The organism is Streptomyces niveiscabiei, from assembly GCF_033794345.1.
In the GTDB taxonomy this organism is placed as follows: domain Bacteria; phylum Actinomycetota; class Actinomycetes; order Streptomycetales; family Streptomycetaceae; genus Streptomyces; species Streptomyces niveiscabiei.
In genome coordinates, this window is sequence record NZ_JARAYJ010000024.1 from 118100 (window position 1) to 141536 (window position 23437).

General features: G+C 69.1%; 30 protein-coding genes and 1 tRNA gene. 18 read left to right on the forward strand and 13 right to left on the reverse strand.

The window, feature by feature from the left end:
• Positions 1-20 precede the first annotated feature (20 nt).
• From PV682_RS28845 to PV682_RS28860, 4 genes are all read right to left on the reverse strand, one after another.
• Positions 21-2000: a copper resistance CopC/CopD family protein gene (locus PV682_RS28845; RefSeq protein ID WP_319734745.1), complete on the reverse strand. Its 1980-nt coding sequence runs from the start codon at positions 1998-2000 to the stop codon at positions 21-23.
• Between the two features lie 148 nt (positions 2001-2148).
• Positions 2149-2616, reverse strand: coding sequence for a cupin domain-containing protein (locus PV682_RS28850; protein WP_319734714.1), 468 nt, complete (start codon positions 2614-2616; stop codon positions 2149-2151).
• Complete coding sequence (locus PV682_RS28855; protein WP_319734715.1) at positions 2613-3188, reverse strand: GNAT family N-acetyltransferase; 576 nt, start codon at positions 3186-3188, stop codon at positions 2613-2615. The genes PV682_RS28850 and PV682_RS28855 overlap by 4 nt, the downstream gene beginning before the upstream one ends.
• On the reverse strand, positions 3188-5266 hold the full coding sequence (locus PV682_RS28860; protein WP_319734716.1) for a penicillin acylase family protein: 2079 nt from the start codon (positions 5264-5266) through the stop codon (positions 3188-3190). The genes PV682_RS28855 and PV682_RS28860 overlap by 1 nt, the downstream gene beginning before the upstream one ends.
• 70 nt (positions 5267-5336) lie before the next feature.
• On the opposite strand from PV682_RS28860, the gene PV682_RS28865 reads away from it, so the two are divergent.
• From PV682_RS28865 to PV682_RS28875, 3 genes are all read left to right on the forward strand, one after another.
• Complete coding sequence (locus PV682_RS28865) at positions 5337-6032, forward strand: siderophore-interacting protein (protein ID WP_319734717.1); 696 nt, start codon at positions 5337-5339, stop codon at positions 6030-6032.
• A 24-nt stretch (positions 6033-6056) separates the two neighbouring features.
• On the forward strand, positions 6057-6635 hold the full coding sequence (locus PV682_RS28870; protein ID WP_319734718.1) for an HhH-GPD-type base excision DNA repair protein: 579 nt from the start codon (positions 6057-6059) through the stop codon (positions 6633-6635).
• Positions 6636-6846: 211 nt separating this feature from the next.
• Positions 6847-7107 carry a hypothetical protein gene (locus PV682_RS28875; RefSeq protein ID WP_319734719.1) on the forward strand — a complete coding sequence of 87 codons (261 nt, stop codon included), beginning with the start codon at positions 6847-6849 and terminating at the stop codon, positions 7105-7107.
• Positions 7108-7323: 216 nt separating this feature from the next.
• Here PV682_RS28875 and PV682_RS28880 read toward each other — a convergent pair whose 3' ends face one another.
• Entirely contained in the window at positions 7324-8955 is a 1632-nt protein-coding gene (locus PV682_RS28880) for a helicase HerA-like domain-containing protein (RefSeq protein ID WP_319734720.1), read from the reverse strand.
• 106 nt (positions 8956-9061) lie between these two features.
• Between PV682_RS28880 and PV682_RS28885 the strand changes: the two genes are divergently transcribed.
• Both PV682_RS28885 and PV682_RS28890 read left to right on the forward strand, forming a co-directional pair.
• Positions 9062-9361: a type II toxin-antitoxin system VapB family antitoxin gene (locus tag PV682_RS28885; protein WP_319734721.1), complete on the forward strand. Its 300-nt coding sequence runs from the start codon at positions 9062-9064 to the stop codon at positions 9359-9361.
• Positions 9362-9479: 118 nt separating this feature from the next.
• Positions 9480-10094 carry a LytR C-terminal domain-containing protein gene (locus PV682_RS28890; protein ID WP_319734746.1) on the forward strand — a complete coding sequence of 205 codons (615 nt, stop codon included), beginning with the start codon at positions 9480-9482 and terminating at the stop codon, positions 10092-10094.
• A 7-nt stretch (positions 10095-10101) separates the two neighbouring features.
• Here the strand turns inward: PV682_RS28890 and upp are convergent, their stop codons facing one another.
• Positions 10102-10737, reverse strand: a complete 636-nt coding sequence (gene upp / locus PV682_RS28895; RefSeq protein WP_319734722.1) for a uracil phosphoribosyltransferase — start codon at positions 10735-10737, stop codon at positions 10102-10104.
• Between the two features lie 101 nt (positions 10738-10838).
• Between upp and PV682_RS28900 the strand changes: the two genes are divergently transcribed.
• The 8 genes from PV682_RS28900 to PV682_RS28935 all read left to right on the forward strand — a co-directional run bounded on the left by PV682_RS28900 (position 10839) and on the right by PV682_RS28935 (position 15302).
• On the forward strand, positions 10839-11030 hold the full coding sequence (locus tag PV682_RS28900; protein WP_319734723.1) for a hypothetical protein: 192 nt from the start codon (positions 10839-10841) through the stop codon (positions 11028-11030).
• Positions 11031-11361: 331 nt separating this feature from the next.
• Entirely contained in the window at positions 11362-11868 is a 507-nt protein-coding gene (locus PV682_RS28905) for a tRNA adenosine deaminase-associated protein (protein ID WP_319734724.1), read from the forward strand.
• 35 nt (positions 11869-11903) lie between these two features.
• A complete protein-coding gene (gene tadA / locus PV682_RS28910; protein WP_319734725.1) occupies positions 11904-12329 on the forward strand; it encodes a tRNA adenosine(34) deaminase TadA in 426 nt (141 codons plus the stop codon).
• Positions 12330-12373: 44 nt separating this feature from the next.
• A tRNA-Ser gene (locus tag PV682_RS28915) sits at positions 12374-12458 on the forward strand.
• Positions 12459-12605: 147 nt separating this feature from the next.
• Entirely contained in the window at positions 12606-12782 is a 177-nt protein-coding gene (locus PV682_RS28920) for a hypothetical protein (RefSeq protein ID WP_165854585.1), read from the forward strand.
• A gap of 25 nt (positions 12783-12807) precedes the next feature.
• Positions 12808-13101 carry a Dabb family protein gene (locus PV682_RS28925; RefSeq protein ID WP_319734726.1) on the forward strand — a complete coding sequence of 98 codons (294 nt, stop codon included), beginning with the start codon at positions 12808-12810 and terminating at the stop codon, positions 13099-13101.
• Positions 13102-13232: 131 nt separating this feature from the next.
• On the forward strand, positions 13233-14099 hold the full coding sequence (locus PV682_RS28930; protein WP_319734727.1) for an RNA polymerase sigma factor SigF: 867 nt from the start codon (positions 13233-13235) through the stop codon (positions 14097-14099).
• Positions 14100-14384: 285 nt separating this feature from the next.
• Entirely contained in the window at positions 14385-15302 is a 918-nt protein-coding gene (locus PV682_RS28935; RefSeq protein ID WP_109363962.1) for an RNA polymerase sigma factor SigF, read from the forward strand.
• A 72-nt stretch (positions 15303-15374) separates the two neighbouring features.
• On the opposite strand, the gene PV682_RS28940 is transcribed toward PV682_RS28935, so the two are convergent.
• Positions 15375-15545: a hypothetical protein gene (locus PV682_RS28940; RefSeq protein ID WP_319734728.1), complete on the reverse strand. Its 171-nt coding sequence runs from the start codon at positions 15543-15545 to the stop codon at positions 15375-15377.
• Positions 15542-15943: a hypothetical protein gene (locus PV682_RS28945; protein ID WP_319734729.1), complete on the reverse strand. Its 402-nt coding sequence runs from the start codon at positions 15941-15943 to the stop codon at positions 15542-15544. The genes PV682_RS28940 and PV682_RS28945 overlap by 4 nt, the downstream gene beginning before the upstream one ends.
• A gap of 167 nt (positions 15944-16110) precedes the next feature.
• On the opposite strand from PV682_RS28945, the gene PV682_RS28950 reads away from it, so the two are divergent.
• The 4 genes from PV682_RS28950 to PV682_RS28965 all read left to right on the forward strand — a co-directional run bounded on the left by PV682_RS28950 (position 16111) and on the right by PV682_RS28965 (position 19849).
• Positions 16111-16953 (forward strand): helix-turn-helix domain-containing protein, encoded by an 843-nt coding sequence (locus PV682_RS28950; protein ID WP_319734730.1) that lies wholly within the window; start codon positions 16111-16113, stop codon positions 16951-16953.
• On the forward strand, positions 16935-17204 hold the full coding sequence (locus tag PV682_RS28955; RefSeq protein ID WP_319734731.1) for a DUF397 domain-containing protein: 270 nt from the start codon (positions 16935-16937) through the stop codon (positions 17202-17204). The genes PV682_RS28950 and PV682_RS28955 overlap by 19 nt, the downstream gene beginning before the upstream one ends.
• A 230-nt stretch (positions 17205-17434) precedes the next feature.
• Entirely contained in the window at positions 17435-19111 is a 1677-nt protein-coding gene (locus PV682_RS28960; RefSeq protein WP_319734732.1) for an Eco57I restriction-modification methylase domain-containing protein, read from the forward strand.
• Positions 19112-19123: 12 nt separating this feature from the next.
• Positions 19124-19849, forward strand: a complete 726-nt coding sequence (locus PV682_RS28965; RefSeq protein ID WP_319734733.1) for a PaeR7I family type II restriction endonuclease — start codon at positions 19124-19126, stop codon at positions 19847-19849.
• Here PV682_RS28965 and PV682_RS28970 read toward each other — a convergent pair.
• On the reverse strand, positions 19793-20104 hold the full coding sequence (locus tag PV682_RS28970) for a hypothetical protein (RefSeq protein ID WP_319734734.1): 312 nt from the start codon (positions 20102-20104) through the stop codon (positions 19793-19795). The two genes, PV682_RS28965 and PV682_RS28970, sit on opposite strands and share 57 nt — an antisense overlap.
• Positions 20105-20285: 181 nt before the next feature.
• Here PV682_RS28970 and PV682_RS28975 point away from each other — a divergent pair, with 181 nt between their 5' ends.
• The gene (locus tag PV682_RS28975) at positions 20286-20651 is read left to right on the forward strand and encodes a peptidase inhibitor family I36 protein (protein ID WP_319734735.1); all 366 of its coding nucleotides are present in this window, start codon (positions 20286-20288) and stop codon (positions 20649-20651) included.
• 48 nt (positions 20652-20699) lie between these two features.
• On the opposite strand, the gene PV682_RS28980 is transcribed toward PV682_RS28975, so the two are convergent.
• Genes PV682_RS28980 through PV682_RS28995 form a run of 4 tightly spaced genes read right to left on the reverse strand, consistent with a single transcriptional unit; the run spans position 20700 to position 23152 of the window.
• Positions 20700-21488: an alpha/beta fold hydrolase gene (locus PV682_RS28980; protein ID WP_319734736.1), complete on the reverse strand. Its 789-nt coding sequence runs from the start codon at positions 21486-21488 to the stop codon at positions 20700-20702.
• 12 nt (positions 21489-21500) lie between these two features.
• On the reverse strand, positions 21501-22361 hold the full coding sequence (locus PV682_RS28985) for a helix-turn-helix domain-containing protein (protein ID WP_319734737.1): 861 nt from the start codon (positions 22359-22361) through the stop codon (positions 21501-21503).
• Positions 22362-22386: 25 nt separating this feature from the next.
• On the reverse strand, positions 22387-22920 hold the full coding sequence (locus PV682_RS28990; RefSeq protein WP_407705754.1) for a DUF6879 family protein: 534 nt from the start codon (positions 22918-22920) through the stop codon (positions 22387-22389).
• The gene (locus tag PV682_RS28995) at positions 22895-23152 is read right to left on the reverse strand and encodes a hypothetical protein (protein ID WP_319734748.1); all 258 of its coding nucleotides are present in this window, start codon (positions 23150-23152) and stop codon (positions 22895-22897) included. Before PV682_RS28995 ends, PV682_RS28990 begins: the two co-directional genes overlap by 26 nt.
• Positions 23153-23437 lie beyond the last annotated feature (285 nt).

Below are 23437 nucleotides of genomic sequence, written 5' to 3' on the forward strand. Positions count from 1 at the left end.
ACGCCGCCGCCCGCCGCCACTCACCTTTCGATCCGCACCTTCTTCTCCACGCTCACCTGGTCGATGTCCGACACCCGTACGGTGACCCGCATCGTCCACTCGCCGGCGATCGGGAGGCTGAGGGCGTTGGCGGCCCAGTAGCCGCCCCGGTCGACGAGCTTCGCCTCCAGGGGGCCGATGTCCTGGCTGGGCAGGCTGAAGGAGACGCGGAGTTCGGGGACCATGGCGAAGCCGCCGTCGGCCGCGTAGACGACCGCTTCGAGGGTGTTGGGGCCCACGCGGCCGGGGTCGAGGGTGATCTGGACGGTGCCCTGGGCCTTGACGCTGGGGGAGGCGATGCTGAAGGGGACGCTGGTCACCGAGGTCGTGAGGACGCCGACCTCCTGTCCGGCCGTCGCCGCTTCCGCCTCCGCGCGGCCGGGCAGGGTGCCGGTGAGGACGGTCGTGATGACCAGGACGATGACCGAGACGACGACCTCCAGGAGGACGGAGCGGCGCAGCGCACGGCGTTGCGCGTCCTCCGCCGGGGTCAACTCCTCCGTGTCGAGGCGGGACTTGAGCGACACCGGCGAGAAGGCCGGCCCCGCCCCCGGCGCCGCCTTGTCCGCCCCCGGTCCCGAACCCGGCTTCGCCTTGTCCGCCCCCGCCGCCCCACCGGACTTCGGCGCCGCCGTGCTCCCGGCCCCCTGCGAAGTCGCCGCCCCCGTACCCGCGGCCTCCGTCTCCGCCTCGATCAGCCCGACGCCGCCACCGGAACCCCCGGACCCCACCGTCTCCACCACCCGCTCCCGCACCGCAGAACTCACCGCACTGCTCAACTCGCTTCCCCTCGTCTCGCTGTCGCTCTCGGCCGACTTCAACCGCCTCACGACCCCGCGTGACCACGCCCCGACCGCCAGCAGCACCACCACGGCCGCCAGCTTCGCGAGCAGGATCCGTCCGTAGGAGGACTCGGTCAGCGCGGTGAGCGAGCCGAGACCCCGCCAGGACTGGTAGACACCCGTGGCCACGAGGACGACCACACAGGTCGCGGCGGTACGGGAGAAGGCAATGATCACCCGCGCGGGCACCGGAACAGAACTCCGGTTCAGCACGGAGAACAGGGAGGTGAGACCCCCCAACCATACGGCCATGGACAGGAGATGAAGCACCGTGGAGGTCATCGCGAGCGGCACCTGGATGCCCGCGGAGGCGTGCTCGGCGGCGGCCCAGGTCAGGGCGAGGCCGAGGATGGTGACGGCGCCCGCCGCGAGCGTGGCCTTCCTGGACCACCACTTCTGCCACATGAGCAGCCCGAGGACGCCGAGGAGCAGCAGCCGGGCCAGCAGCGCGAGGCCGGGGCGGGAGGTCGCGGTCCGGGACAGCGAGGACGGGTCGAGGAGTTCGGTGACCGCGGCGCCGGTCTCGTAGGGCCCGCGCAGGAAGAAGAGGAAGACGGTCGCTCCGGCGAGCGTCCAGCCCCCCACCCGCAGCGGACGGCGCAGCGCGCGCGTGTCCGGCGGGCGGCAGACGGCGATGAAGACGGCCGTGCCGATGAGCAGCGCGGCGGCGACGTAGGCGACGTAACGGGTCAGTATGTAGAGGCTGTTGGTGGTCGGGTTCTCCTCCGGGCCCGCCGAGAGCGGCGCGAGCGTCGGGGACGGCTTGCCGATGGAGAAGGTGAAGGCGCCGGACACGGGGTGGCTGTCGGCGGAGACGACGCGCCAGGCGACGGTGAACGTGCCCGTGCCCGCGTCGTCCGGCATCGTGACCCGCACCGCGTCCGAACGGCCCGGCACATGGCTCGCCCTGCCGGTCTTCACCCGCTTGTTCTCGGGATTGAGGACCCGGATCGAGTCGTCGAGCAGGCCCACGGACTCGGTGAATCTGAGGGTGACCTCGCCGGGGACGGTCTGGACGACGCTCCCGTCGGCCGGGTCGGTGCCTGCCAGCGCCGCGTGCGCCGACGCCGTACCCGAGCCGCCGAACAGCAGCAGGACCAGCAGCGCGCCGAGCAGCACCGCCCCGCGCCGCGCCGCGGCCCGCTGTTTCTCACGCACGTCGTTCACTCCGCCTCCGTACCGGCCGCGCCCCCTGGGTCCATACCTCCCTTTACGTACGGCTCAGGCCCCATCGGCGCTCACCTCTTGCCCCACCGGCAATCCCCCCTTACCTCCGGCACAACCCCGCAATACGCTCCGCTTGAGACGGGTAACGCTCCGTGAGCGCCCCGAGTTCCCCGTGCTCGTACTCCTCATAGGTGAATCCCGGCGCCATCGTGCACCCGAAGAACGTCCACCCGCCGACCGGCCGCGCGCCCATCCACGTGCGCGCGGGCACGGTGAGCTGGACGGCCTGCCCGCCGAGGAGGTCGGGCCCCAGCACCTCCGTACGCGTCGAGCCGTCCTCGGCGAGGAGCAGCATCTCCAGGGGCGCGCCGAGGTAGTGGTGCCAGGTCTCGTCGTGGGGGAGGCGGTGGAGGGCGGAGTAGTCGTCGGCCTGGAGGAGGACGACGATGGCGGTGCCGGAGGGGCGGCCGTCGGGGGTCGGCGGGCCGGTCCAGGTGCGGTGGAAGAGGCCGCCCTCGCGGGGGATCGGTCGCAGGGAGTAGTGGGAGATCAGCTCGTCCGGAGTCACCCGGGGAACGCTACCTCCCGGGTCAGGAACGCCAGTTGGGCCGTCTTCTCCGGCAAGTGGACCTCCGGGAGATCGACTTCGGGCAGCGTGACGACCGGGCCCGGGGTGAAGCCCTGGCGGAGGAAGCGGGCGACGGCCTTCTCGTTGCGCGGGTCGGGGTCGACGACGACCCGCCGGTGACCGAGCGTCCGGAAGACGTACGCCGCGTACACCCCCAACAGGGCCCCCGACCAACCAGGTTGGCGTTCGCCGGGTGCCAGCAGGACGTGTACGCCCGCGTCCCCCGCCGCCACGTCGTAGCACGCGCCCACCCGGTCCGCCGCCGGGTCGTACAGCTGGAGGAGCGCCACCGGGACGCCCTCCAGTTCGGCCAGGAAGGCGTGGTGGGTGTCGAGGGTCGCCATGTGGGTGTAGATCTCGGTGACTTGGGGTTCGGTGAGGCCGTTCATGCCCCAGAACTCGGCGCGTTGAGCCGTGACCCAGGGGTGGATCGTGCGGGCGTCGGCCACGGGGTCGAGGAGGCGGATGCGGACGGTGCCGAAGCCGGGGACGGGCTGTTCATGGACGTACATCAGCGCTGCTCCTTGTGCAGACGGTTCCAGTCGGTGACCACGGGGGCCAGATCTCCCTTGAGCCACAAGGGGAGTTGGGCGCCGTGCGGGACGATCCACCGGCTGCGGCTGCGGTCGGCGAGGTCCCACACGTACCGCGCCACCGGCCCCCGCGCGGCGCGGTCGGTGACGCCGGGGATCGCGGAGGTGCACAGCACGCAGTCGTGGTCGCCGGAGAGCGGGGGCGGTTCGTACGTGTCGTCGGGCAGCGCGCGCCAGGGGGTGAGGCGGTGGGTGTCGCCCCAGGTCGCCGCCGGGCGGGTGGCCACGGTCTCCAGGGCGTCCCGTACGACGGTGTCGCGGTCGATTCCGTACAACTCCTCGGCGCGCAGCAGGTGTTCGAGGGCGAAGCCGATCCGGGGCACGAGGGCGAGCCAGGGGAGGAGGACGTCGGGGTAGGCGGGCGGGGTCGTGAGGGCGGCGAAGGCGGGGTGGGCGGCGAGGGCGCGGACGACCTCGGTGCGGAGGGCGGCGTAGGACGCGGCGTCCGTGCTGGCCGCGTCCATGTGGCGGTTCCAGCGCAGCAGGCGGTTCCTGAGGGTCTCGGCGGCCGGGGTGAGGTCCTTCAGCGCCGTCAGCCTGTCCAACAGGGGTGCAGCTGAGGCGAGTTGGGTGTCGATGTGGATCGTGCCGATCTCCTCGGGCGTCCACTTCTCGCGTTGCCGGAGGAGGGTGCTGATGCGGTCGGCCCGGTGCGCGGGGGCGAACTCGACGCCCAACTCCCGTGCCGGGCCCCGCTGGTTGGCCATCACCGCGATGCCGTCCGTGAGTTCGGCGCGGGGCGGCTCGTGCCAGCCCGTCCACTCGTGGCCCGGTTCCCAGGCCGGGACCAGGCGGACACGGTTCGCTTCCGCGCGGACCGGGACGCGGCCGGCGACCCTGTGCAGGGTGCCTCCGGCGGTGTCGGCGGCCTGGACGACGTTCACGGGTTCGCACCAGGTGTCCAGGGCGGCGTCCACATCACCCACATCACGGGCCCTCAGCAGCCTGAGGAGCGTCTCGAACCCCAACTCCCCCGTCACGCGCGGCGGACAGCGCAGGCTCAGCGCCAACGGGGTCGCGTCGTCCAGCCCTTCGGGGCCACCGGCGATCACCGGGCCCCGGGGTGTCTCCAACACCTCGATCTGGACGGGCGGTTCGCCCGCGACCTCGATCAGTTCCGTGTGCCGGTGGACCCGGCGCCACACCCCGTCCGGGTCCAGCGCCTCCACGCCGGCGCCGGTCCGCCGCAGCCGTTCCTTGTACAGGTCCTGGTAGTCGGCCATCGCGTTCGTGATCGCCCAGGCGACGGTTCCCGTGTGCCCGAAGTGCGCGATGCCGGGTACGCCGGGCACCGCGAGCCCGACGACGTCGAACTCGTCGCAGGCCAGCCGGAGTTGCTGGTAGATGCCGGGTTCCTCGATGAACCGGTGCGGGTCCCCGGCGATCAGCGCGCCGCCGCTGACCGTCCGACTCCCGTCCAGCAGCCACCCGTTGCTCCCCGAGGTGGCCGGGCCGTCGGTGGCGAACAGGGGGACCGCGTCGGGGCCGAGATGCCGTATCGCCTCCTCGCGCCAGAGCTTGGCGGGGAAGCCGGCGAAGAGGATGTGGACGGAGAGCCAGACGGCGAGGGGCGTCCAAGGGGACCAGGCGCCGGGGGTGAGGCCGACACGTTCGAACTCGGTGGCGGGGCAGGGGGGTTGAGCGGAGGGCGGGGAGGCTGGGGCGTGAGCCCCCGTACCCCTCACCCCCAACCCCTCGTTGACCCCCTCCACATACGCCCGCACCCACCCCGCCGTCTCCGGATCGGCCCCCTCCAGCCTCGCGAAGCATCTTCGGGCCGTGTCCTCCAGTCGCGCGCGCCTCGCGAACGTGTCCCACGGCAGGGCGCCCGCGCCGAGGAAGCTCGCGGACGTGCCCTGCGCCCGGTGGCGTTCCACCTCCAGTTGCCACGCCCGGTCCCGCGCCGTGATCAGGCCCTGCGCGTGCGCCAGCGCCGTCGCGGTGGTCGCGCGCAGGTGCGGGACGCCGAAGGCGTCGCGGTACGTCTCTGTGGTCATTCTGGGCAGCCCCTCAGTTTTAGGTTAGCCTTGCCTAAGTCAGGCAGCGTACGTGAGGGGTGGAGGCGGTATGGCGCAGGGGCGGGGCTGGGAAGGTGCGGTTCTGAAGCTCATGCGGGCCAGGGACTTCACCCTCACCGTGACGGCGAACGAGCAGGTCAGCGCCGAGTACCGGCGTATCCGCGTCACCGACGGCGGGCTCCTCGCCGCGAACCCCGTGCACCCGACCATGTGGGTGCGGCTGTGGTTCCAGAACGCCGGGCGGCCCCATCAGCGGGCGTACACGCTGGTCGATCCCGACCCGGAGAGCGGTACGTTCACCTTGGAGTTCGCGCTGCACGAGGGCGCCGCCAGCGACTGGGCCCGTACGGTCCGGGCCGGCGACACGATCGAGGCGACCGTCCAGGGGACCGGCTTCGAGCGGCCCGTACCCGGCCCCTCCCACGTCCTCGCGATCGGCGATCCCGCGTCGCTGCCCGCGATCAACTCCCTCCTCGACTCGATGAGTTCCGTGGAGTCGACCGTGTGGTTCGAGGGCGGGGGCGCCGAGTTGCCCTTCCGGCACGGCGTACGGCGGGTGCCGCGCGGGGAGTTGGTCGAGCGGGTCCGGCGGGAACTGCCGGAGGTCCTCGCGGGGGCGGAGGCGCCGTACGTGTGGATCGCGTGCGACACGCGTACGACCCGGGCGCTCTCGGCGTACGTCCGCAAGGAGCTCGGCGTCGCCAAGGAGCGCGTCCACGCGCTCGGGTACTGGCGCGCGGGGTGACCTTTTCGGCGGGATCATCTGGGTATGGACGTCACCCTGCATCTTGCACAGGATTCCGAGGCCGATGAACTGCTCGGGCGGTCGGCTCTGGCGGCGCTGGTGGGGATGCTGCTGGATCAGCAGGTTCCGATGGAGTGGGCCTTCAGGGGGCCTCGGACCATCGCGGATCGGCTGGGGGTCGATGATCTGGACGCTCGCGAGATCGCCGGGATGGATCCTGAGCGGTTTGCTGCGCTGCTTTCCGAGAAGCCTGCGGTGCATCGGTATCCCGGGTCGATGGCCAAGCGGATTCAGCAGCTCTGTCAGTTTCTCGTCGAGCACTATGACGGGGACGCGGAGGGGGTGTGGGCCGGGGTCGGCAGTGGGGGTGAGTTGTTGAAGAGGCTTGAGGGGTTGCCGGGGTTCGGGAAGCAGAAGGCGCAGATTTTCTTGGCGTTGCTGGGTAAGCAGGTGGGGGTTCGGCCGAGGGGGTGGCGGGAGGCTGCGGGGAGTTATGGGGAGGCCAAGGTTTATCGGTCCGTCGCGGATATTACCGGGGAGGACTCTTTGGCCAAAGTTCGGGCATATAAGCAGGAAAAGAAGCGGGCTGCCAAGGGGGGTTGAGTTCATAGCGCGCGCCGGTGGGGGTTGATCGCGCCCGCGCGGCGGAGCCGCAAATCGATACAGCCCCGCGCCCCTAAAAACCCTTGCGCTCCCCCGAATGGGTTGAATCCGCTCCTTTCGTGACTCGATCCCCGCGCGCCTTGGGCATCCCCCTTGTGTGAGTGGTGCACGGCTTCTTTCTCGCTCGCGGCTCTGGCTGCGGATGCTGGTCGTGGTGCTCGCACTCCTGGTGCCGGGGGAAGCCTGCGCGGTGCCCTGTGTGGCGATGGCTGTGGAGAGCGTCGAGTACGACGTCGTCGACAGCGGACTCCGACCGGCCGCCGCGCCTGTCGACCGGGTCGAGAAGGTGTTGCGGCCCGCGTCCGTTTCCGGGATGGGCGTCGAGGCGTTCGGGAAAGCGCCGCGTGAAATTTTCCCGGCCCTTGTCCCCTTGGGACTTTCCTCCGTGCGGCGTGTGGTTCTGCGGTGCTGATGAGAGCGGCGCAGAGAAAGCCCCTCATCCTTCACGCAGAGCGAGGAAACATGCCCACAGATCCTTATGCGGTCCTGCGTGCCCTGTTGCGCGCGGAAGCCCGGCGTACGGCGCCCCCGGAGAAGCGGACGGAGAACGAGCAGCAGCCTCAGTCGCAGGCTGAGCAGAGCCGTTAGGTGAAGAGAGTGGCGGGCCGGAATTATCCGGTCCGCCACCTCAGCGTCTTCTTCTCGCCGTACCGAAAAGGGAACGCGTGATCTCCCTGCCGACCTGTGTGCCGATCGAGCGGGCCAGGGATTTGAACATGCCGCTTCCGACGACCTGTTCCACCATCGACTTCTCTTCCCGGGGCCGCTGCTGAGGCCGGGGCTGCGATTGCGGCGCCGCCGGTGCCGCCGGTTTCTCCGCCTCGCGTCGCTGGAGTTTCTCGTACGCCGATTCTCTGTCCACAGCCTGTGCATAACGTTCGTGGAGCGGGGACGCCGTGACCGCCGCGTCCAGGGCGCCCGCGTCGATCGGCCCCATCAGCGACTCCGGCGCCCGAAGCCGCGTCGCCGCGACGGGTGTCGGCGCGCCCTTCTCGCTCAGGACGGTCACGACCGCCTCTCCCGTTCCCAGCGAGGTCAGGAGTTCTTCGAGGTCGTACGCGGAATTCGGGAACGTCTTGACGGTCGCTTTCAGCGCTTTCTGGTCGTCCGGGGTGAAGGCGCGCAAGGCGTGCTGGACGCGGTTGCCGAGCTGGGCGAGGACGTCGGCGGGGACGTCCTTGGGGGTCTGGGTGACGAAGAAGACGCCGACCCCTTTGGAGCGGATGAGGCGGACGGTCTGGGTGATGGAGTCGAGGAACGCCTTGGAGGCGCCGTTGAAGAGGAGGTGGGCCTCGTCGAAGAAGAAGACGAGCTTCGGTTTGTCGGCGTCGCCGATTTCGGGGAGGTCGTGGAAGAGGTCTGCGAGGAGCCACATCAGGAAAGTGGAGAAGAGTTGCGGTTTGTCCTGGATCGCGGGGAGTTCCAGGACCGACACGATTCCCCGGCCGTCGGGGGACAGCCGCAGGAAATCGGCCGTGTCGAATTCGGGTTCGCCGAAGAAGTCGGCCATGCCCTGCGCCTCGAAGGCGGTCAGGGAACGCAGGATGACGCCCGCCGTCGCCGTGGAGAGGCCGCCGATGGTCGTGAGTTCCGCCTTGCCCTCGTCGGACGTGAGGAAGGCGACCACCGCGCGCAGGTCCTTGAGGTCGAGGAGTTCGAGGCCCTTCGTGTCGGCGTAGTGGAAGATCAGGCCGAGGGACTGCTCCTGGGTGGGGTTGAGCTGGAGCACCTTGGAGAGCAGGACCGGGCCGAAGCTGGTGATGGTGGCGCGTACGGGGATGCCGTGGCCGATGCCGCCGAGGGCGTAGAACTCCGCGGGGAATCCGGCGGGGGTCCATTTCTGGCCCACTTCGGCCGCCCTGGCCTGCACTTTCTCGCCGGGTTGGCCGGGTGCCGACACCCCCGACAGGTCGCCCTTCACGTCCGCGAGGAAGACCGGGACGCCCTGCGCGGAGAGCTGCTCGGCGATCAGCTGGAGCGTCTTCGTCTTGCCGGTGCCCGTCGCGCCCGCGACCAGGCCGTGGCGGTTGAGGACGGGCAGCGGGATGCGGACGGGGACGCCGGGGTGGGGCGTGTTCTCCCAGAGGAGGGCGCCGAGGTCGAGCGCGGGGCCCGCGAAGGCGTACCCGGCCGCGATCTCCGTAACCTCGGCCTGGGCCTCCGCGACCTCGGCCGCGATCTCCGTACCCCCGGCCGTGATCCCCGTCCCCCCGCCCGGGGTCGGCCCGTTCGCGCCCGGCGGCTGCGGCTGCGTACTCATCGCCTGTCCCTCGTTCCCGGTTTGCCTCGGTACATGACGTTATTTGCAGCGTCGCACTCCGCCGCCGTGGCTGCGCCCGGAAGGTCTGGGCCGGTAGGCTTTCCGTGTGATCTTCAAGCGCATCGGAAACGGCCGGCCGTACCCCGACCACGGCCGGGAGAGCACCCGGCAGTGGGCGGACGTCGCACCGCGTCCGGTCCGCCTCGATCAGCTCGTGACCACGAAGCAGCAGCTCGATCTGGAGACCCTGCTCGCGGAGGACTCGACGTTCTACGGCGACCTCTTCGCGCACGTCGTGAAGTGGCAGGGCGACCTGTATCTGGAGGACGGGCTGCACCGGGCGGTACGGGCGGCGTTGCAGCAGCGCCAAGTGCTGCACGCGCGCGTCCTCGAACTCGATCAGTGACACCGTTGCCCCTTTCGGGTGCAATCCGCGTGACCGCGCGGTGTCGGATGATCGTTTATTAGTCACGGACGCGCCGGAGCACTACGCTGCGCCCATGAGCATGCTGACTCCCCCCGGCATGGGCGGCGAATACCGCATCACAGGCGACAAGTACCCGCGCATGCGCCGATCTCGGCGGCGTGGGCGGCTCGTTGTGGTCGTCGTCGCGTGCGGGGCCGTGCTCGGGGTCGCGGGGTGGGGGACGATGCAGCTCGTCGACGTCTTCACCGGTGGCGGCGGCACCGCGTCCGCCGCGTCCGGCACCTGCGCGCCCAAGAAGGCGGTTCCCACGACGGCCGCCGTGGTGCTTCCCCAGCCGGCGCAGATCACCGTGAACGTCTTCAACGCGACCACCCGCAGCGGGCTCGCGAAAACCACCGCCGACGAGCTGAAGAAGCGGGGGTTCAAGGTCGGTCAGGTCGGGAACGCGCCCGCGCAGTTCGACAAGAAGGTAGCCGGGACAGGGGTGTTGGTGGGGGTGCCCGCCGCGTCCGGCACGTCGCTGTCCGTGCTGGGGGTTCAACTCCCGGGCGCGGCACGGAAGATGGACGCGGCCCGGAAGGACGCGTCCGTGGACCTCATCATCGGCAACGGCTTCAGGGCCCTGGCCGCGCCGGCTGACGCGACCAAGGCGCTTGCCGCGTTGAGCGTGCCGAAGGCGGCGGCAATCACGGGGACGAAGAAGGGCTGTTGAGCCCGGGTTACTCCGCCGCGCCGTACAGGCGGTCCCCCGCGTCGCCCAAGCCCGGCACGATGTAGCCCTGTTCGTTCAGGTGGTCGTCCACCGCTGCCGTCACCACCGTCACCGGGGTGCCCGCCAGTTCGCGTTCCATGACCTCCACGCCCTCGGGGGCGGCGAGCAGGACGACCGCTGTCACGTCGTCCGCGCCCCGGCGGATCAGTTCGCGGATCGCCGCGACCAGGGTGCCGCCGGTGGCCAGCATCGGGTCGAGGACGTACACCTGGCGGCCGGAGAGGTCCTCCGGCATACGGGTGGCGTACGTGGACGCCTCCAGGGTCTCCTCGTTGCGGATCATGCCGAGGAAGCCGACCTCCGCCGTGGGCAGGAGGCGGACCATGCCGTCGAGCATGCCGAGGCCCGCGCGGAGGATCGGTACGACGAGGGGGCGGGGGTGGGACAGCTTCACGCCGGTCGTGTCGGTGACCGGGGTCGTGATGTCGACCTGCTCCGTACGTACGTCCCGGGTCGCCTCGTAGGCGAGGAGGGTGACCAGTTCGTCGGCGAGGCGGCGGAAGGTCGCGGAGTCCGTGCGCTGGTCGCGCAGCGTGGTGAGCTTGTGAGCGACCAGGGGGTGGTCGACGACGTGGAGACGCATACGTCCAGATTAACCGGGCACGCCCCCGGGTCGCTCTGGCGTCGGACCCCCGAACTGGAGGACAGTGGGGATGACCGACTTGGACCGGGGTGGTGTGAACTGTGCCGGAAAGCGAAGAAGAGTCCCCAGAGAGCGCGGAGCGTACGGAGAGCGCGGCCGACCGGCGTCGGCGCCGGGCCCGCTTCCTCAGGGAGCTGGCGGAGGCGCGGGAGCTGCGGGACCGGGTCCAGCCGAGGAAGGCGAAGGCGGCGCGGCTGCGGCACGCGATGCGGATGCGGACGTTCCGCTGGTGACGCCGGGGGCCGCACCCCGTGCCCCGCACCCCCTCGCGTACCCCTGAGGTGAAGATCACCGCCGTGTCGGTGTCCTCAAGGCCCGCCCGTGCTCTGCCAGATGGCAAAGCCGCGTACGATCCGCTGTTGGCGGGAGCGAGTGCGCTGGTGGGGTCGTGGGGATCCGCGATCAAAATGCCGGACACAGGGTGCCGAAGACGTCCCCTGGAGCCCTCGTTTCTGCCACGATTCCGAGTGGGTGTGGCTCGGAGCCCGAGCTCTCGACCCGCCTGAAGACCTCCGCCGGGGGGACCCCCAACCGGCACACCTTTGACCAGCTGGGAGAGTCACGGTGTACTTCGCCGCACTGCTCGCGCGCACCGAAGACGGGTGGGAAGCGAGCGACACAGAGCTCGACGATGTGGAAACCCTGTCGGATCTGGCCGACCTGGCCCGCGAGTCGTCCGTGGACGACGACACGGTCCTGGTCCTGATCGAGCAGGAGGACGCCTGGTTCAGCGTCGTCCGGGTGGACGGCGAGGACGATCCCCGCGTCTACGTCTCGGACGCCGCGGTGGCCGCCCGCAGCTCGTACGGCGAACTCCTGCTCGCCGACCTGCTCGCCAAGGACGCCGACGACGACCTGGACGCGCTGGACCTGGACGGCACGGAGGACGGCGAGGAGGACGAGGACGACGAGCCGGCCGCGGAAGCGGTCCCGCACGGCCCCGTCGGCGACGCCCGTCTCCTGGACGACCTCGGCATCTCGCAGAAGCAGCTCCAGTCCTTCGACAGCGACGCGCTCGGCGAGATCGCGGACGCGCTCGGCGCGACGGAGATGCTGGAAGCCGTCCGCTGACCCCCGACCCCGTACGCGACCCCTGGCGGCCCGCGATGCGGCTCGCCCTCGCCGAGGCGGGGCGGGCCGGTCCGGACGTCCCCGTCGGGGCGGTCGTCCTCGGCCCGGACGGTACGACGGTGCTGGCCGCCGCCCACAACGAGCGCGAGGCGACGGGCGATCCGACCGCCCACGCGGAGGTGCTGGCGCTGCGCCGGGCCGCCTCCGCGCTGGGCGAGTGGCGGCTCGTCGACTGCACGCTCGTCGTCACCCTGGAGCCGTGCGTGATGTGCGCCGGGGCGCTGGTGCAGTCCCGTGTCGACCGGGTGGTCTACGGCGCCCGGGACGACAAGGCCGGCGCCGCCGGTTCGGTCTGGGACGTCGTCCGCGACCGCCGCCTCAACCACCGCCCCGAGGTGATCGGAGAGGTGCTCCCCGATGCCTGCGCGGCCTTGCTGACCAGCTTCTTCCGTGGCCGGTGATACCGATTTCCGAGCAGCCCGACCCGTGCTGTAAGGTCTCTCTCGGTAGCGTGTCCGAGCGGCCGAAGGAGCTCGCCTCGAAAGCGAGTGTGGCGCAAGTCACCGAGGGTTCAAATCCCTCCGCTACCGCTCACGATGAAGGGCCTCGCCGACTGCGGCGGGGCCCTTCGAGTTCGCCGGCCTCCGACTCACACCCGATCAATACGATGAAATGACCGACGTGAAAGCTACACTCACGCCCGGCAGCAGGGGGATCCAAGTCGCAGGGGAGGCGCGGTGGCGGTGCAGGCCAAGAAGATCGCCGTCTACGTGCTCGTCGTGTTCGTGCTGTACGTGATCATCACGGACCCGGCGAAGGCCGCGGACTACGTGCAGCTAGGGTTCGAGGGCATATCCAACGCGGCGAAGGCCATCGGAGACTTCTTCACGTGGCTCGCCGACGGGGCCAAGTAGCCGCCCTGTCCCGGTGGGAGACCCCGTGATCCGGCATCTGGTCCTGTTCAAGCTCAACGACGGTGTGACGCGCGACGACGAGCGCGTGGTGGCCGGTGAGGCCGCGTTCCGGGCGCTGCCCGGCGAGATCGAGGACGTCGAGTTCTGGGAGCTCGGCTGGAACCTCTCCGACCGGCCGATCGCGTACGACTTCGCGATCAACTCGTCGTTCGCGGACGCGGAGGCGTTGAAGCGGTACATCGAGCACCCCGCGCATCAGGCGGGCGTGGCGCTGTGGCGCGAGTTCGCGACGTGGGTCGTCACCGACTACACCTTCTGACCGCACCTTCTGACTGTGCCTTCCGAAAAGCGTTGTTCATCCCTCAACACGGTGTAATGCGGTGCTTGCACACAGTGGTGATGTCTTGTGATGCTATGACCGCTTTTGACGGATGAACGACGGATGATGAGGTGGCGTTGACCGTGTCGGCCAGTACTGCGCCACCCCAGGAGACCGCGCCCGAAGCGGTTGAGGAAACGGTTCCGGAGACCCCCGAGCTTTCCGAGAGGCAGCGCCGGGGCGCGGACACCCGGGCCCTGACGACCGTCCTCTTCGGCCAGCTCAAGGAGTTGCCGCCGGGTACGCCGGAGCACCGCCGGGTGCGTACGGCGCTCATCGAGGCGAATCTCCCGCTCGTGCGCTACGCCGCCGCGCGGTTCCGCTCCCGCAACGAGCCGATGGAGGACGTCGTCCAGGTCGGGACGATCGGTCTGATCAACGCGATCGACCGCTTCGATCCCGACCGGGGCGTCCAGTTCCCGACGTTCGCGATGCCGACGGTCGTCGGCGAGATCAAGCGGTACTTCCGCGACAACGTGCGCACCGTCCACGTACCCCGCCGCCTGCACGAGCTGTGGGTGCAGGTGAACGGGGCGACGGAGGATCTGACGACCGCGTACGGCCGCACCCCCACGACCGCCGAGATCGCCGAGCGGCTGCGGATCGGGGAGGACGAGGTGCTGTCCTGCATCGAGGCCGGCCGCTCGTACCACGCGACGTCCCTGGAGGCCGCCCAGGAGGGCGACGGGCTGCCGGGGCTGCTGGACAGGATCGGGTACGAGGACCCCGCGCTGGACGGCGTCGAGCACCGCGACCTCGTCCGCCACCTGCTCGTGCAGCTGCCGGAGCGGGAGCAGCGGATCCTGTTGCTCCGTTACTACAGCAATCTGACCCAGTCGCAGATCAGCGCCGAGCTGGGGGTCTCGCAGATGCACGTCTCCCGGCTGCTCGCCCGGTCCTTCCAGCGGCTGCGCTCCGCGAACCGGATCGAGGCGTAGATCCCCCCGGTTCCGGGAATCGTAAGCAGGATCGATACGTCACCGTCGCGGGCGAATCGGCCAGGCGGCACTTTTGGGGCCGATTCGGGCTGAGACCTCGTCATACACCGTCTGTGCAGGGCTGTTTCGTTGGTCACATGTCGACATGTCACTACAGCGTGTTGCCGACATGTGACATTCTGCCGGAAGCGCGTTTGCCGAGGCTTCGGCTCCGGTATTCAGGTGAAGGCCGACGTTCCACCCGGAGCGCCAGCCCCGACCGTCCCGCGACCCAAAGGGGGTGGCATGTCCGCAGACCAGGGCAGCTCGAAGGTGCTCACGCTCGCGAAGAGCGCGTCCGCGCCCGCCGTGCCCGCCGAGCCGGACCCGCTCGACGACGTCACGGCCGACGTCCCGGCACTCACCGCCGGACCGGCTCCGGCGCTTCCCGCCCCCACGGAGGCGATCGACACCCGGACCCTGTCCCGCTCCCTGTTCCTGCGGCTCGCCGCGCTCGACGAGGACAGCCCCGAGCGTGCGTACGTCCGTGACACGCTCATCGAGCTCAACCTGCCGCTCGTGCGGTACGCCGCCGCGCGGTTCCGGTCCCGCAACGAGCCGATGGAGGACATCGTCCAGGTCGGCACGATCGGGCTGATCAAGGCGATCGACCGGTTCGACTGCGAGCGGGGGGTCGAGTTCCCCACCTTCGCGATGCCCACCGTCGTCGGCGAGATCAAGCGGTTCTTCCGGGACACGTCCTGGTCGGTTCGCGTCCCTCGCCGCCTTCAGGAGCTGCGGCTCGCCCTCACCAAGGCCAGCGACGAGCTGTCCCAGCGGCTCGACCGGTCGCCGACCGTGCCCGAACTCGCCGCCGTTCTCGGGGTGTCCGAGGAAGACGTCGTCGACGGGCTCGCCGTCGGCAACGCGTACACGGCCTCCTCGCTGGACTCCCCCGCCCCCGAAGACGACGGTGGCGAAGGGTCGTTGGCCGATCGGCTGGGGTACGAGGACACGGCGCTCGAAGGCGTCGAGTACCGGGAGTCCCTGAAGCCGCTGCTGGCCAAGCTGCCGCCTCGCGAGCGGCGGATCATCATGCTGCGCTTCTTCGCGAACATGACGCAGTCCCAGATCGGGGAAGAGGTCGGGATCTCGCAGATGCACGTCTCGCGGTTGCTCACGCGGACGTTGGCTCAGCTGCGGGACGGGCTGATCTCCGACTGACGTTCTTCCGCAGGGCAGTTGGCCGCCGAGGGGTTCTTCGGCGGCCTTGCTGTGTTTCTAGGCGCTGTTTTTCTATGCCCGGGTGATCGTCGCGGCCACGACGAGGCTGATGACGCTGGTGGCCGTGAGGAGGATCGTCCACAACGTCGGGGCGTACTTGGGGGGTTGGGGGATCACGGGTGGGGGTGTGGCGTAGCTCGGGGGGACCTGGGTGATCTGGCTGGGGTGGGGGCGGTACGTCACTCGGCGGGCGCCTTCGGGTGCGCCTGCGTGTGGTGGCGGCGCAGGAGGACGTTCGCGTCCGTGGCCGCGCTGTAGTCCTTGTTCTTGTGCGCCGTCCTGCGGAGGGTGGCGAGTTCGTCGCAGGTCGCGCAGTTGGGGTACGGGCGCGGGGGTGCGCTGAGGTCGATCGCCGGCTCCAGCGGGGGGTTCTTCGCGGGGTCGGTGCGGGTGAGGTTGTTGGCCGCCTTCACGCCGGCGCGCAGCCGTTCCTTGTCCGTCGCCGGGCGCAGGGTCGCGGGGTCGGCCTGCCACTCGGTGCCGCCGCCGACGGGGCGGAGCATCGCGTACTTGCCGAGGAGGGCCTGGTATTCGCCGACCTTGTCGAGGGCGGGGTCGTAGAGGAGGGTTCCGGGTTCCATCGGGTATCGGTCCTTTCGACCAACTTCTGTACGGAATGCGGCAGTTGTAATACTCTGCGTATTCCTGGGTAGTACGAGGATGGCCCATGGACGGTGGTCGTACAGGTCGAATCGGGTTTGGTGCACCACGGAGCGCGGTCATGCACCACGCGGGATGGAGGGGACGGATGTCACGGAGGCTTCCGATCACGGGGATGAGCCAGGAGCCGAGGGAACGGTTCCGGGAGGTGGTCAAGGAGCAACGGGAGAAACTGGGGCTGAGCTTCAGGGAGTTGTCACGGCGGCTGGGGTGGGATCAGTCGCTGCTGAGCAGGTTGGAGAGCGGGGCGACGATCGGGAGTCCGCAGGTCGCCATGGGGCTGGACACGTTCTATGGGACAACGCCGTTGATCCTGACGGTGTGGGAGCTGGCGGCTGGGGACAAGAAGCAATTCAGGCCGCAGTACCGGCCGTACATGGAGTACGAGGCGAAGGCGGTTGCCCTGTCGCAGTTCTCGCCGACTAGGTTGCCCGGATTGCTTCAGACGGAGGCGTACGCACAGGAGGCGCTGTCGGCGGGCGGTTTCGAGGGGGAGGAGTTGGCGCAACAAGTCGAAGCTCGCATAGGCCGCCAGGCCATCCTGGAGTCGGAGGACCCACCGGTGTTCCGCGCGATCCTCTCCGAGGCGTCGCTCCGGAATTCGCTCCGCGATCCGGCCGCGTGGCGTGAGCAGTTGCAGGGTCTGCTGGAGGCCTGTGACCTCCCGAACGTCACCATCCGAGTGCTGCCGTTCGGCGTCGGATTGCACGGCTTGGACACCACAGACGTGATGTTCCTGCGGATCCTGGACGGTCGGACCGTGGTCTACACGGAAAACGACCTGGACGGCGATGTGGTCGAAGAAACAGGCAAGGCCGAGTACCTCTTCCGTGCATATGATGCCGTGTGCGACCTGGCACAAACTCCTGCCGAGTCACGCGCGTTCATCTTGCGGCTGTTGGAGGAAGTACCGTGCGATCCGTCGACCTGACCAACCTCTCGTGGCGCAAGAGCAGTTACAGCAACTCCACCGGCGGCAACTGCCTCGAAGTCTCCGCCGACCTGCTGAACATGGCCGACTGGCGCAAGAGCAGCTACAGCAACTCAACCGGCGGCGACTGCCTCGAATTCGCCCCCAACCTCCCCTCCCTCGTCCCCGTCCGCGACAGCAAAGACCCCTCCCTCGGCGCCCTCCTCTTCACCGCCGCCTCCTGGAACACCTTCGTCGACTCCGTCAAGTGACCTACCGCCGGGGCGGTGACGATCAGCGTTCCCAACGCTCCCGCCTCCCCGCTCGGCCACACCCTCGCCCGCATATCAGTGAGCCCGTGCCGCTTCAGGGTGTCCGACCTGTGAGAAGTTTTCATCCTGCCTTCACAGGTCACCCCACTGACCAGAGCCGAGCGGCGGCGTAGACGGTCCGGCCTGTGGATAACTCTCGTGGCCGAGATCCTCCCTAGTAGGGTCAGGACGTGGCCACTCCTCTGTTCCCTGACACCGATCTGCACGGTCTCCCCGCTCTTCCCGCGGAGGTCGTGGAACACGGCGAGGTCTTCACGCGACGCTGGGTGGTCGACCTGATCCTCGACCTCCTCGGCTACACGGCCGACAAGGATCTCTGCGATGTGAAGCTCGTCGAGCCGGCCTGCGGCTCGGGTGCGTTCCTGGTGGCTGTGGCATCGCGGATCAGCGCCTCCTGTCGTGCGCACGATCGACCGATCACAGACGCGCTCGCGGCGGTTCGTGCTCTGGACCTGCTGGAGCGCAACGTGCGACAAAGCCGTACGGTCATCGCGAAGCAGCTGGTGGACGAGGGATGGCAGGCCGAGGAAGCCCGGCGAGTGGCAGCGGCGTGGGTCGAAGAAGGCGACTACCTCCTACGGTCCGACGCTGATCACCGTGCCGACTACGTGGTGGGCAACCCTCCGTACATTCGCCTTGAAGACGTCCCCGACCATCGGATGGCCGCCTATCGCAGCGCCTGCCCCACAATGGGCGGCCGAGCAGACATCTACGTCGGCTTCTACGAGATCGCGCTGCGAAGCCTCAAGCCCGGAGGCCGGCTGGGCTTCATCTGCGCGGACCGCTGGATGCGGAACCAGTACGGCAGTCGGCTCCGGCAGCTGGTGAAGCGGCGCTTCAGCATGGATCTGGCACTCGTCATGCACGACGTGGACGCCTTCGATGATCAGGTTTCGGCCTATCCGGCGATCACGATCATCTCGAACCGGTCCCAAGGTGAGGCGGTCGCAGCGGACACCACCCGCGCGTTCGGAAGCACCCAGGCCCACGACTTCGCCGAGTGGTACACGAAGGGCACATCGGAGTCGATGACCACCCCGGCCTTCCAGGCCGCGCGTATGCCGCACTGGTTCCCGGACGAGGACTCATGGCCGGCCGCGTCACCGGCCAGGCTGGCGGTCCTGGAGAAGCTGACCGAACGTTTCCGGCTTCTGGAGGACGACAAGACGGGCACCCGCGTCGGCATCGGCATCGCCACCGGCGCCGACAAGGTCTTCCTCACGGACGACGACACCCTCGTCGAACGTGACCGGCTGTTGCCGATGGCCATGGTCCGTGACACCACCAGCGGCACTCTGAACTGGCACGGGACCTACCTGGTCAATCCGTGGACCGCCGAAGGCGACCTCGCGGACCTCACCGCGCACCCCCGGCTCGCCAAATACTTCGAAGAGCACGGTGCAGCTCTCCGTAAGCGTTACATCGCGGTCAAACAGCCCCAACGCTGGTACAAGACGATCGACAAGGTCGACCACCGTCTGACCGAGCGTCCCAAGCTGCTACTTCCGGACATGAAGCTGACGATCCATCCGGTCCTCGACGAAGGCGGCCTGTACCCTCACCACAACCTGTACTTCATCGTCTCGGACGTCTGGGACATGCGCGTACTCGGTGGTCTGCTGTTGTCCAAGGTCGCGGAAGCGTTCGTGGAGGCGTACGCGGTCAAGATGCGCGGGGGGACTCTCCGGTTCCAGGCGCAGTACCTCCGCAAGATCCGCGTGCCCGACCCCGCGGCGATCAGCGAGAGCGACCGGGTCGCCCTTGCGGAGGCTTTCGACAGGCGCGATGTGAAGGCCGCCACGGAGGCCGCGCTTCGCGTCTACGGACTCGCCGAGCTGCCTGACTAGGAGGAACGGATCTTGACGGTCACCCGCCAAGACTTCGAAGACGCCATCGCGGCCTACTGGGGTGCGAAACAGCTCCAGAACGAGCAGTCCGCGATCAAAGCCGCGGTGGGCGCCGGCACAGCCGGATCGGTACGCGGTGGCAAGCACTTCGATGTGATCGCGACCCTCTTGGCGAAGTTCTTCCTGGACGCCGGCTTCCCGCCCGAGAGCATCCGCACCAGAAAGTCCCAGGGCCTGGAGCTGCCCGGCTACTACCGGCCGCAGAAACAGTGGGACCTCGTCGTCGTCCACCAGGGCGTACTCGTCGCGGCCTTCGAGATGAAGGCGCTCGGAGGGCCGTCGTACGGCAACAACTACAACAACCGGGTGGAGGAGGCACTCGGCAGCGCGGTGGACCTCCGCCGTGCGGCCCTCGCCGAGCTGTACCCGAAGGAGAAGCCCTGGCTCGGCTACTTCTTCATCATGCAGGACGACGAAGGCTCCCGGAGGCCGGTCAAGACCGCGAAGGGCGCCCTGCCCTCCGACAAGATCTGGCACGGCACCTCATACCAGGGTCGGTTCGGGATCTTCTGCGAGCGCCTCATGGCCGAACAGCTCTACGACGCCGCGTGCTACGTCACGTCCTCGGCCAAGAACCCCAAGCCCATCGAGCTGGTGGAAAGCCTCGACTGGCGGCACTTCTCAGCGGCGATAAACGCCCGCCTCACCTACCTGAAGGACCTTGGCATTCCTGGTTAGGGCATCAGCCTCGGCAATCGGCGCAACACAGGGGAGCGCGCGCGGCGGCACCAGCGGGGTCGGCCTCGCGCAACCGGTCGGCGTAGGGCTCCAGCAGTGCACGAACCCGGCGGCGGCCCGCTCCGAGGTGAGCTGTTCGCGCGCTGCGGCGTCGAGGCGACGGGCCAGGATGCCGATCTGCTTGGTCTTGCCGACGTTGTCGGGACCGCTGAACGCGATCGTGACGGGGTGGGTGTTCTCAGGAGTGAGCGACACGGTGTTCTCCGAAAGGGCAGGTCGTGCAGGGCATCCCGTCCGGGGTTCCCGACCCGTCGTAGCTCCTTCGGACGCCCTCCACCACCAACGCCACCCCGGTGAACCACATGCCCGGACCGTCTTGTAGCTGGGCGCGGCGTCCACGGCCGTGCTTCCCCGGACGAGACCGGGAAGGGTTCTGATGAAACTGGCAGTCAAGACCGCGATGTTGGGGGCGGTCCTCGCCTCCACCGCCGTACTGGCGACCCCGGGAACCGCGTTGGCCGACTACAACGCCTGCCAAGACGGCAAAATCTGTCTCTTCGACGGCCACAACGGCACCGGCGAGATGGCACAGCTCGACCCGGCGGACATCCCCGCCCTCTATCCCGTGTGGAACGACCGGGTCAGCTCGGTGTGGAACCGCAGCTACACGCAAGCCTGCATCTGGACCGATGCCAACTACTACGGCTACTACTTCAGCATCCCGTCGGACGCGAAGCAGGAACTTCTGTTCGCCTACGACAACGCGGTGTCCTCCATCATGGTCAGTGGCTGCGGGGGCTGAGCCGACACCGCCGCTTCGTAGGAAGTGGCGGTCTTCTCGCCGGTCGGCTCACCGGTCCGCGAGGAACTCCCCCAGCACCGCCCCCACTTGGCCCGGCGTGTCCATCGCGATGAGGTGGGCGGCGTTCGGGAACTCGACGAGTTCGGAGCCGGGGATCTCGGCCGCGTACCTGCGCGCGATCGCTTGGAAGTCGGGGACGTCCAGGTTGCCGAGGGCCACGAGGGTGGGGGCGGTGATGCCGGCGAGGTCGCCGCTGCCGGGGCCCTGGGAGTACCGGCCGACAACTCCCTGGTGTGTCAGCAACGTATGCATGGGCGCCCGGAGTTGCTCCGCCAGGCCCTCCCCGACCTCGTCCCAGCTCCGTGCGGGGCCCCTCAGCCACATGTCCAAGTTGATCCGCACCGCCTCGTCCAGGTCACCCGCCTCCAGCGCGGCCGTCTCCGCCTCGTCGTACGCGACCATCTCCGCCGACCACGCGTACCCCGGCCAGGGCGCCGTCAGCATCGCCAGCGCCTGTACGCGGGCCGGGTGGGTGAGCGTGAAGTCCAGGGCCACCCGGCCTCCCCAGGACGCGCCCACGAGGCGTACACGGTCGTGTCCGAGGTGGTCCAGCAGCCGCGCCAGGTCGTCCACTTCGCGGAAGGGGGCGGTGGGCGGCGCGGACTCCCCGAAGCCGCGGAGGTCGTAGCGGATCACCTCGTACCGCTCCGCGAGCGCGGGCACGACGCCGTCCCACATCCGGTGGTCGGCTACACCGGCGTGCACGAGCACGACCGGCGGGCCGTCGCCGGTCACGTCGTAGGCCAGGTGTCCGAGGGCGTCGTGGAGTCGCTGCATGCAGGGATGATCTCAGGGGCGGTCGAGTGCCTCGATCGCGCGGAGGATGAGGGCGCGGGCCTCGGGGCCGTAGACGGCCATGCTGCGGAGGTGCTCGAACGCCTTCAAGTAGAGGGACGTTTCGGTGGGTTGGGTGATGCGGACGCGGGCCGAGATCAGCTCTACGGTGACGAGTTTGTCGTCGTAGACGTGAAACGTTTCCTTTGGGCCGAGGACGCGCCCGCGCATCGCCGAAGGGATGATGCCCAGGGAGACCTGGGGGAGCGAGCCGGCCGTGAGCAGGTGACCCAGTTGTCCCACCATCGCCTCCGTGTCCCCGAACTGGTGGCGCAGGACCTCTTCCTCGATCACGAACACGCAGCGGCGGCCCGGTTTGTGGATCACGAGGGAGCGGTCGACGCGGGTCCGGGCGGCCTCCGCGCTGTCGTCCACGGGGAGTTCGCGGAAGCGGGCGGTGATGCCGAGGACGCCGGCGGCGTAACCCTCGGTCTGGAGGAGGCCGGGCACCAGCGTGGAGGAGTAGACGCGGAAGTGCCGGGTCTGCTGGAAGAGCTTGTCCGAGCTGTTCTGGAGTTCCTTCAGCCCGCTGCGGATCTGGTGGCGCCACTCCGTGTAGAGCGACTCGGCGTGCAGCGACTGGGCGATCAGATCGTCCGCCTGCTCCGGCACGCCACACGCGTCCGTCCACGCGCGGATGTCCTTCGGCGAGGGGCCGGTCTGGGCGTTCTCGATCCGGGACGTCTTCGCGTGGTGCCAGCCGCACCGGGTGGCCAGTTCAGCGACCGTCAGCCCCGCCTCTTTGCGTAGGCCACGAAGCCGTCGGGCGACGGCTTCGCGTGCGGCCTGAGCGGAGGAGGACGGGGAGGTGGGCATGAACTGGCCTGAGCGGTCTCCGGTTTCAGCGAATCTTGTACTCGCCGTGAGGGGTGGCCCGCGACCATACCGCTTCGAATGCGTCACCGCACAACTTCGCCGCAGCGGGGGCGTCTTCCCAGATCTCGGGCCCCAGTGACGAACCGTCGCCCGCGAAGTGGTTCCAGTAGACCACCTCGCCGTCGAACAGCCAGAAGTCGTTGCCGGGCAGCGCGATGTCGGACGCCTGGCGCCGGGGCAGCCAGCGCACCAGCTCACCGGCGGCCACGTTCGTGAACGTGCCGTCGTGGAGGAACCGCGTGTACTCGCTGACCGGCTCCGACACGATCCGCGCCCTGCGCATGACCACGCCCCGGTTCACCGACTCCTGGACGAGGTCCAGCCAGGGACGCCACCACGTCGACCAGTCGTCGCTCGGGTTACGGCCGTTCCCGGCCCGCCAGTCGGCGAAGGGGCCCTTCTCGTAGTCGACGTTGTAGGAGTCCCGCATCTCCAGGTGCACGGCCGAATGCCGAGCGGCCCGGAGCCGTTCCTCAAAGACTGCTCTGTTCGAGCTCACGACACGCCTCCCTGATCATGGAAGCCATCCGGGCCGGGATGCGGATCACGGCCTCGTGGCCGGGGATCCCCTTCGCGTGCCCCGGCGCCTGGGAGTCGGCGCACTCCGCTTCGAGTGCCTTGTCGGGCTTCCAGCCTTGCAGGACGAGTTCCTGCTTCTCCAGGTCGACCCAGATGGTCGGGCTGTCGTCGTCGTCACTGTTGGGGTCGATCCCGATGAACAGCAGTGGCATGGCCACCTCCGACTTGAGATGTGCGTCCTTGTGCATCAGATTTTCGACCAACCGCCTTCCACGCAAGGCTAATTACCGGCCATGTTCCCTCGCAAGGATGGCTATCTGCACAACCATGCACATCGCTGGCGCCCACTCCCCCCGCCTCCCTACCGTCATGTCCCACCGGCTCAGAGGAGGCACCCCATGCCCACCACCGCACTCCCCACCCGCACCGGCCGTTCCCTCGTCACCCCCGCCGAGTTCGAGATGCTCGCCGCGTTCTGCGCCGACGAGTACCGCCTC

What these genes read in the sequence shown, in the direction of transcription:
- PV682_RS28945 (WP_319734729.1), bottom strand. Translation starts at nt 15,943, where the DNA reads ATGGAACCCGGAACCCTCCTCTACGACCCCGCCCTCGACAAGGTCGGC.
- PV682_RS28980 (WP_319734736.1), bottom strand. Translation starts at nt 21,488, where the DNA reads ATGCAGCGACTCCACGACGCCCTCGGACACCTGGCCTACGACGTGACC.
- PV682_RS28995 (WP_319734748.1), bottom strand. Translation starts at nt 23,152, where the DNA reads ATGCCACTGCTGTTCATCGGGATCGACCCCAACAGTGACGACGACGAC.
- PV682_RS28935 (WP_109363962.1), top strand. Translation starts at nt 14,385, where the DNA reads ATGTCCGCAGACCAGGGCAGCTCGAAGGTGCTCACGCTCGCGAAGAGC.
- PV682_RS28880 (WP_319734720.1), bottom strand. Translation starts at nt 8,955, where the DNA reads ATGAGTACGCAGCCGCAGCCGCCGGGCGCGAACGGGCCGACCCCGGGC.
- PV682_RS28950 (WP_319734730.1), top strand. Translation starts at nt 16,111, where the DNA reads ATGTCACGGAGGCTTCCGATCACGGGGATGAGCCAGGAGCCGAGGGAA.
- PV682_RS28860 (WP_319734716.1), bottom strand. Translation starts at nt 5,266, where the DNA reads ATGACCACAGAGACGTACCGCGACGCCTTCGGCGTCCCGCACCTGCGC.
- tadA (WP_319734725.1), top strand. Translation starts at nt 11,904, where the DNA reads ATGCGGCTCGCCCTCGCCGAGGCGGGGCGGGCCGGTCCGGACGTCCCC.
- upp (WP_319734722.1), bottom strand. Translation starts at nt 10,737, where the DNA reads ATGCGTCTCCACGTCGTCGACCACCCCCTGGTCGCTCACAAGCTCACC.
- PV682_RS28975 (WP_319734735.1), top strand. Translation starts at nt 20,286, where the DNA reads ATGAAACTGGCAGTCAAGACCGCGATGTTGGGGGCGGTCCTCGCCTCC.
- PV682_RS28855 (WP_319734715.1), bottom strand. Translation starts at nt 3,188, where the DNA reads ATGTACGTCCATGAACAGCCCGTCCCCGGCTTCGGCACCGTCCGCATC.
- PV682_RS28890 (WP_319734746.1), top strand. Translation starts at nt 9,480, where the DNA reads ATGGGCGGCGAATACCGCATCACAGGCGACAAGTACCCGCGCATGCGC.
- PV682_RS28865 (WP_319734717.1), top strand. Translation starts at nt 5,337, where the DNA reads ATGGCGCAGGGGCGGGGCTGGGAAGGTGCGGTTCTGAAGCTCATGCGG.
- PV682_RS28985 (WP_319734737.1), bottom strand. Translation starts at nt 22,361, where the DNA reads ATGCCCACCTCCCCGTCCTCCTCCGCTCAGGCCGCACGCGAAGCCGTC.
- PV682_RS28870 (WP_319734718.1), top strand. Translation starts at nt 6,057, where the DNA reads ATGGACGTCACCCTGCATCTTGCACAGGATTCCGAGGCCGATGAACTG.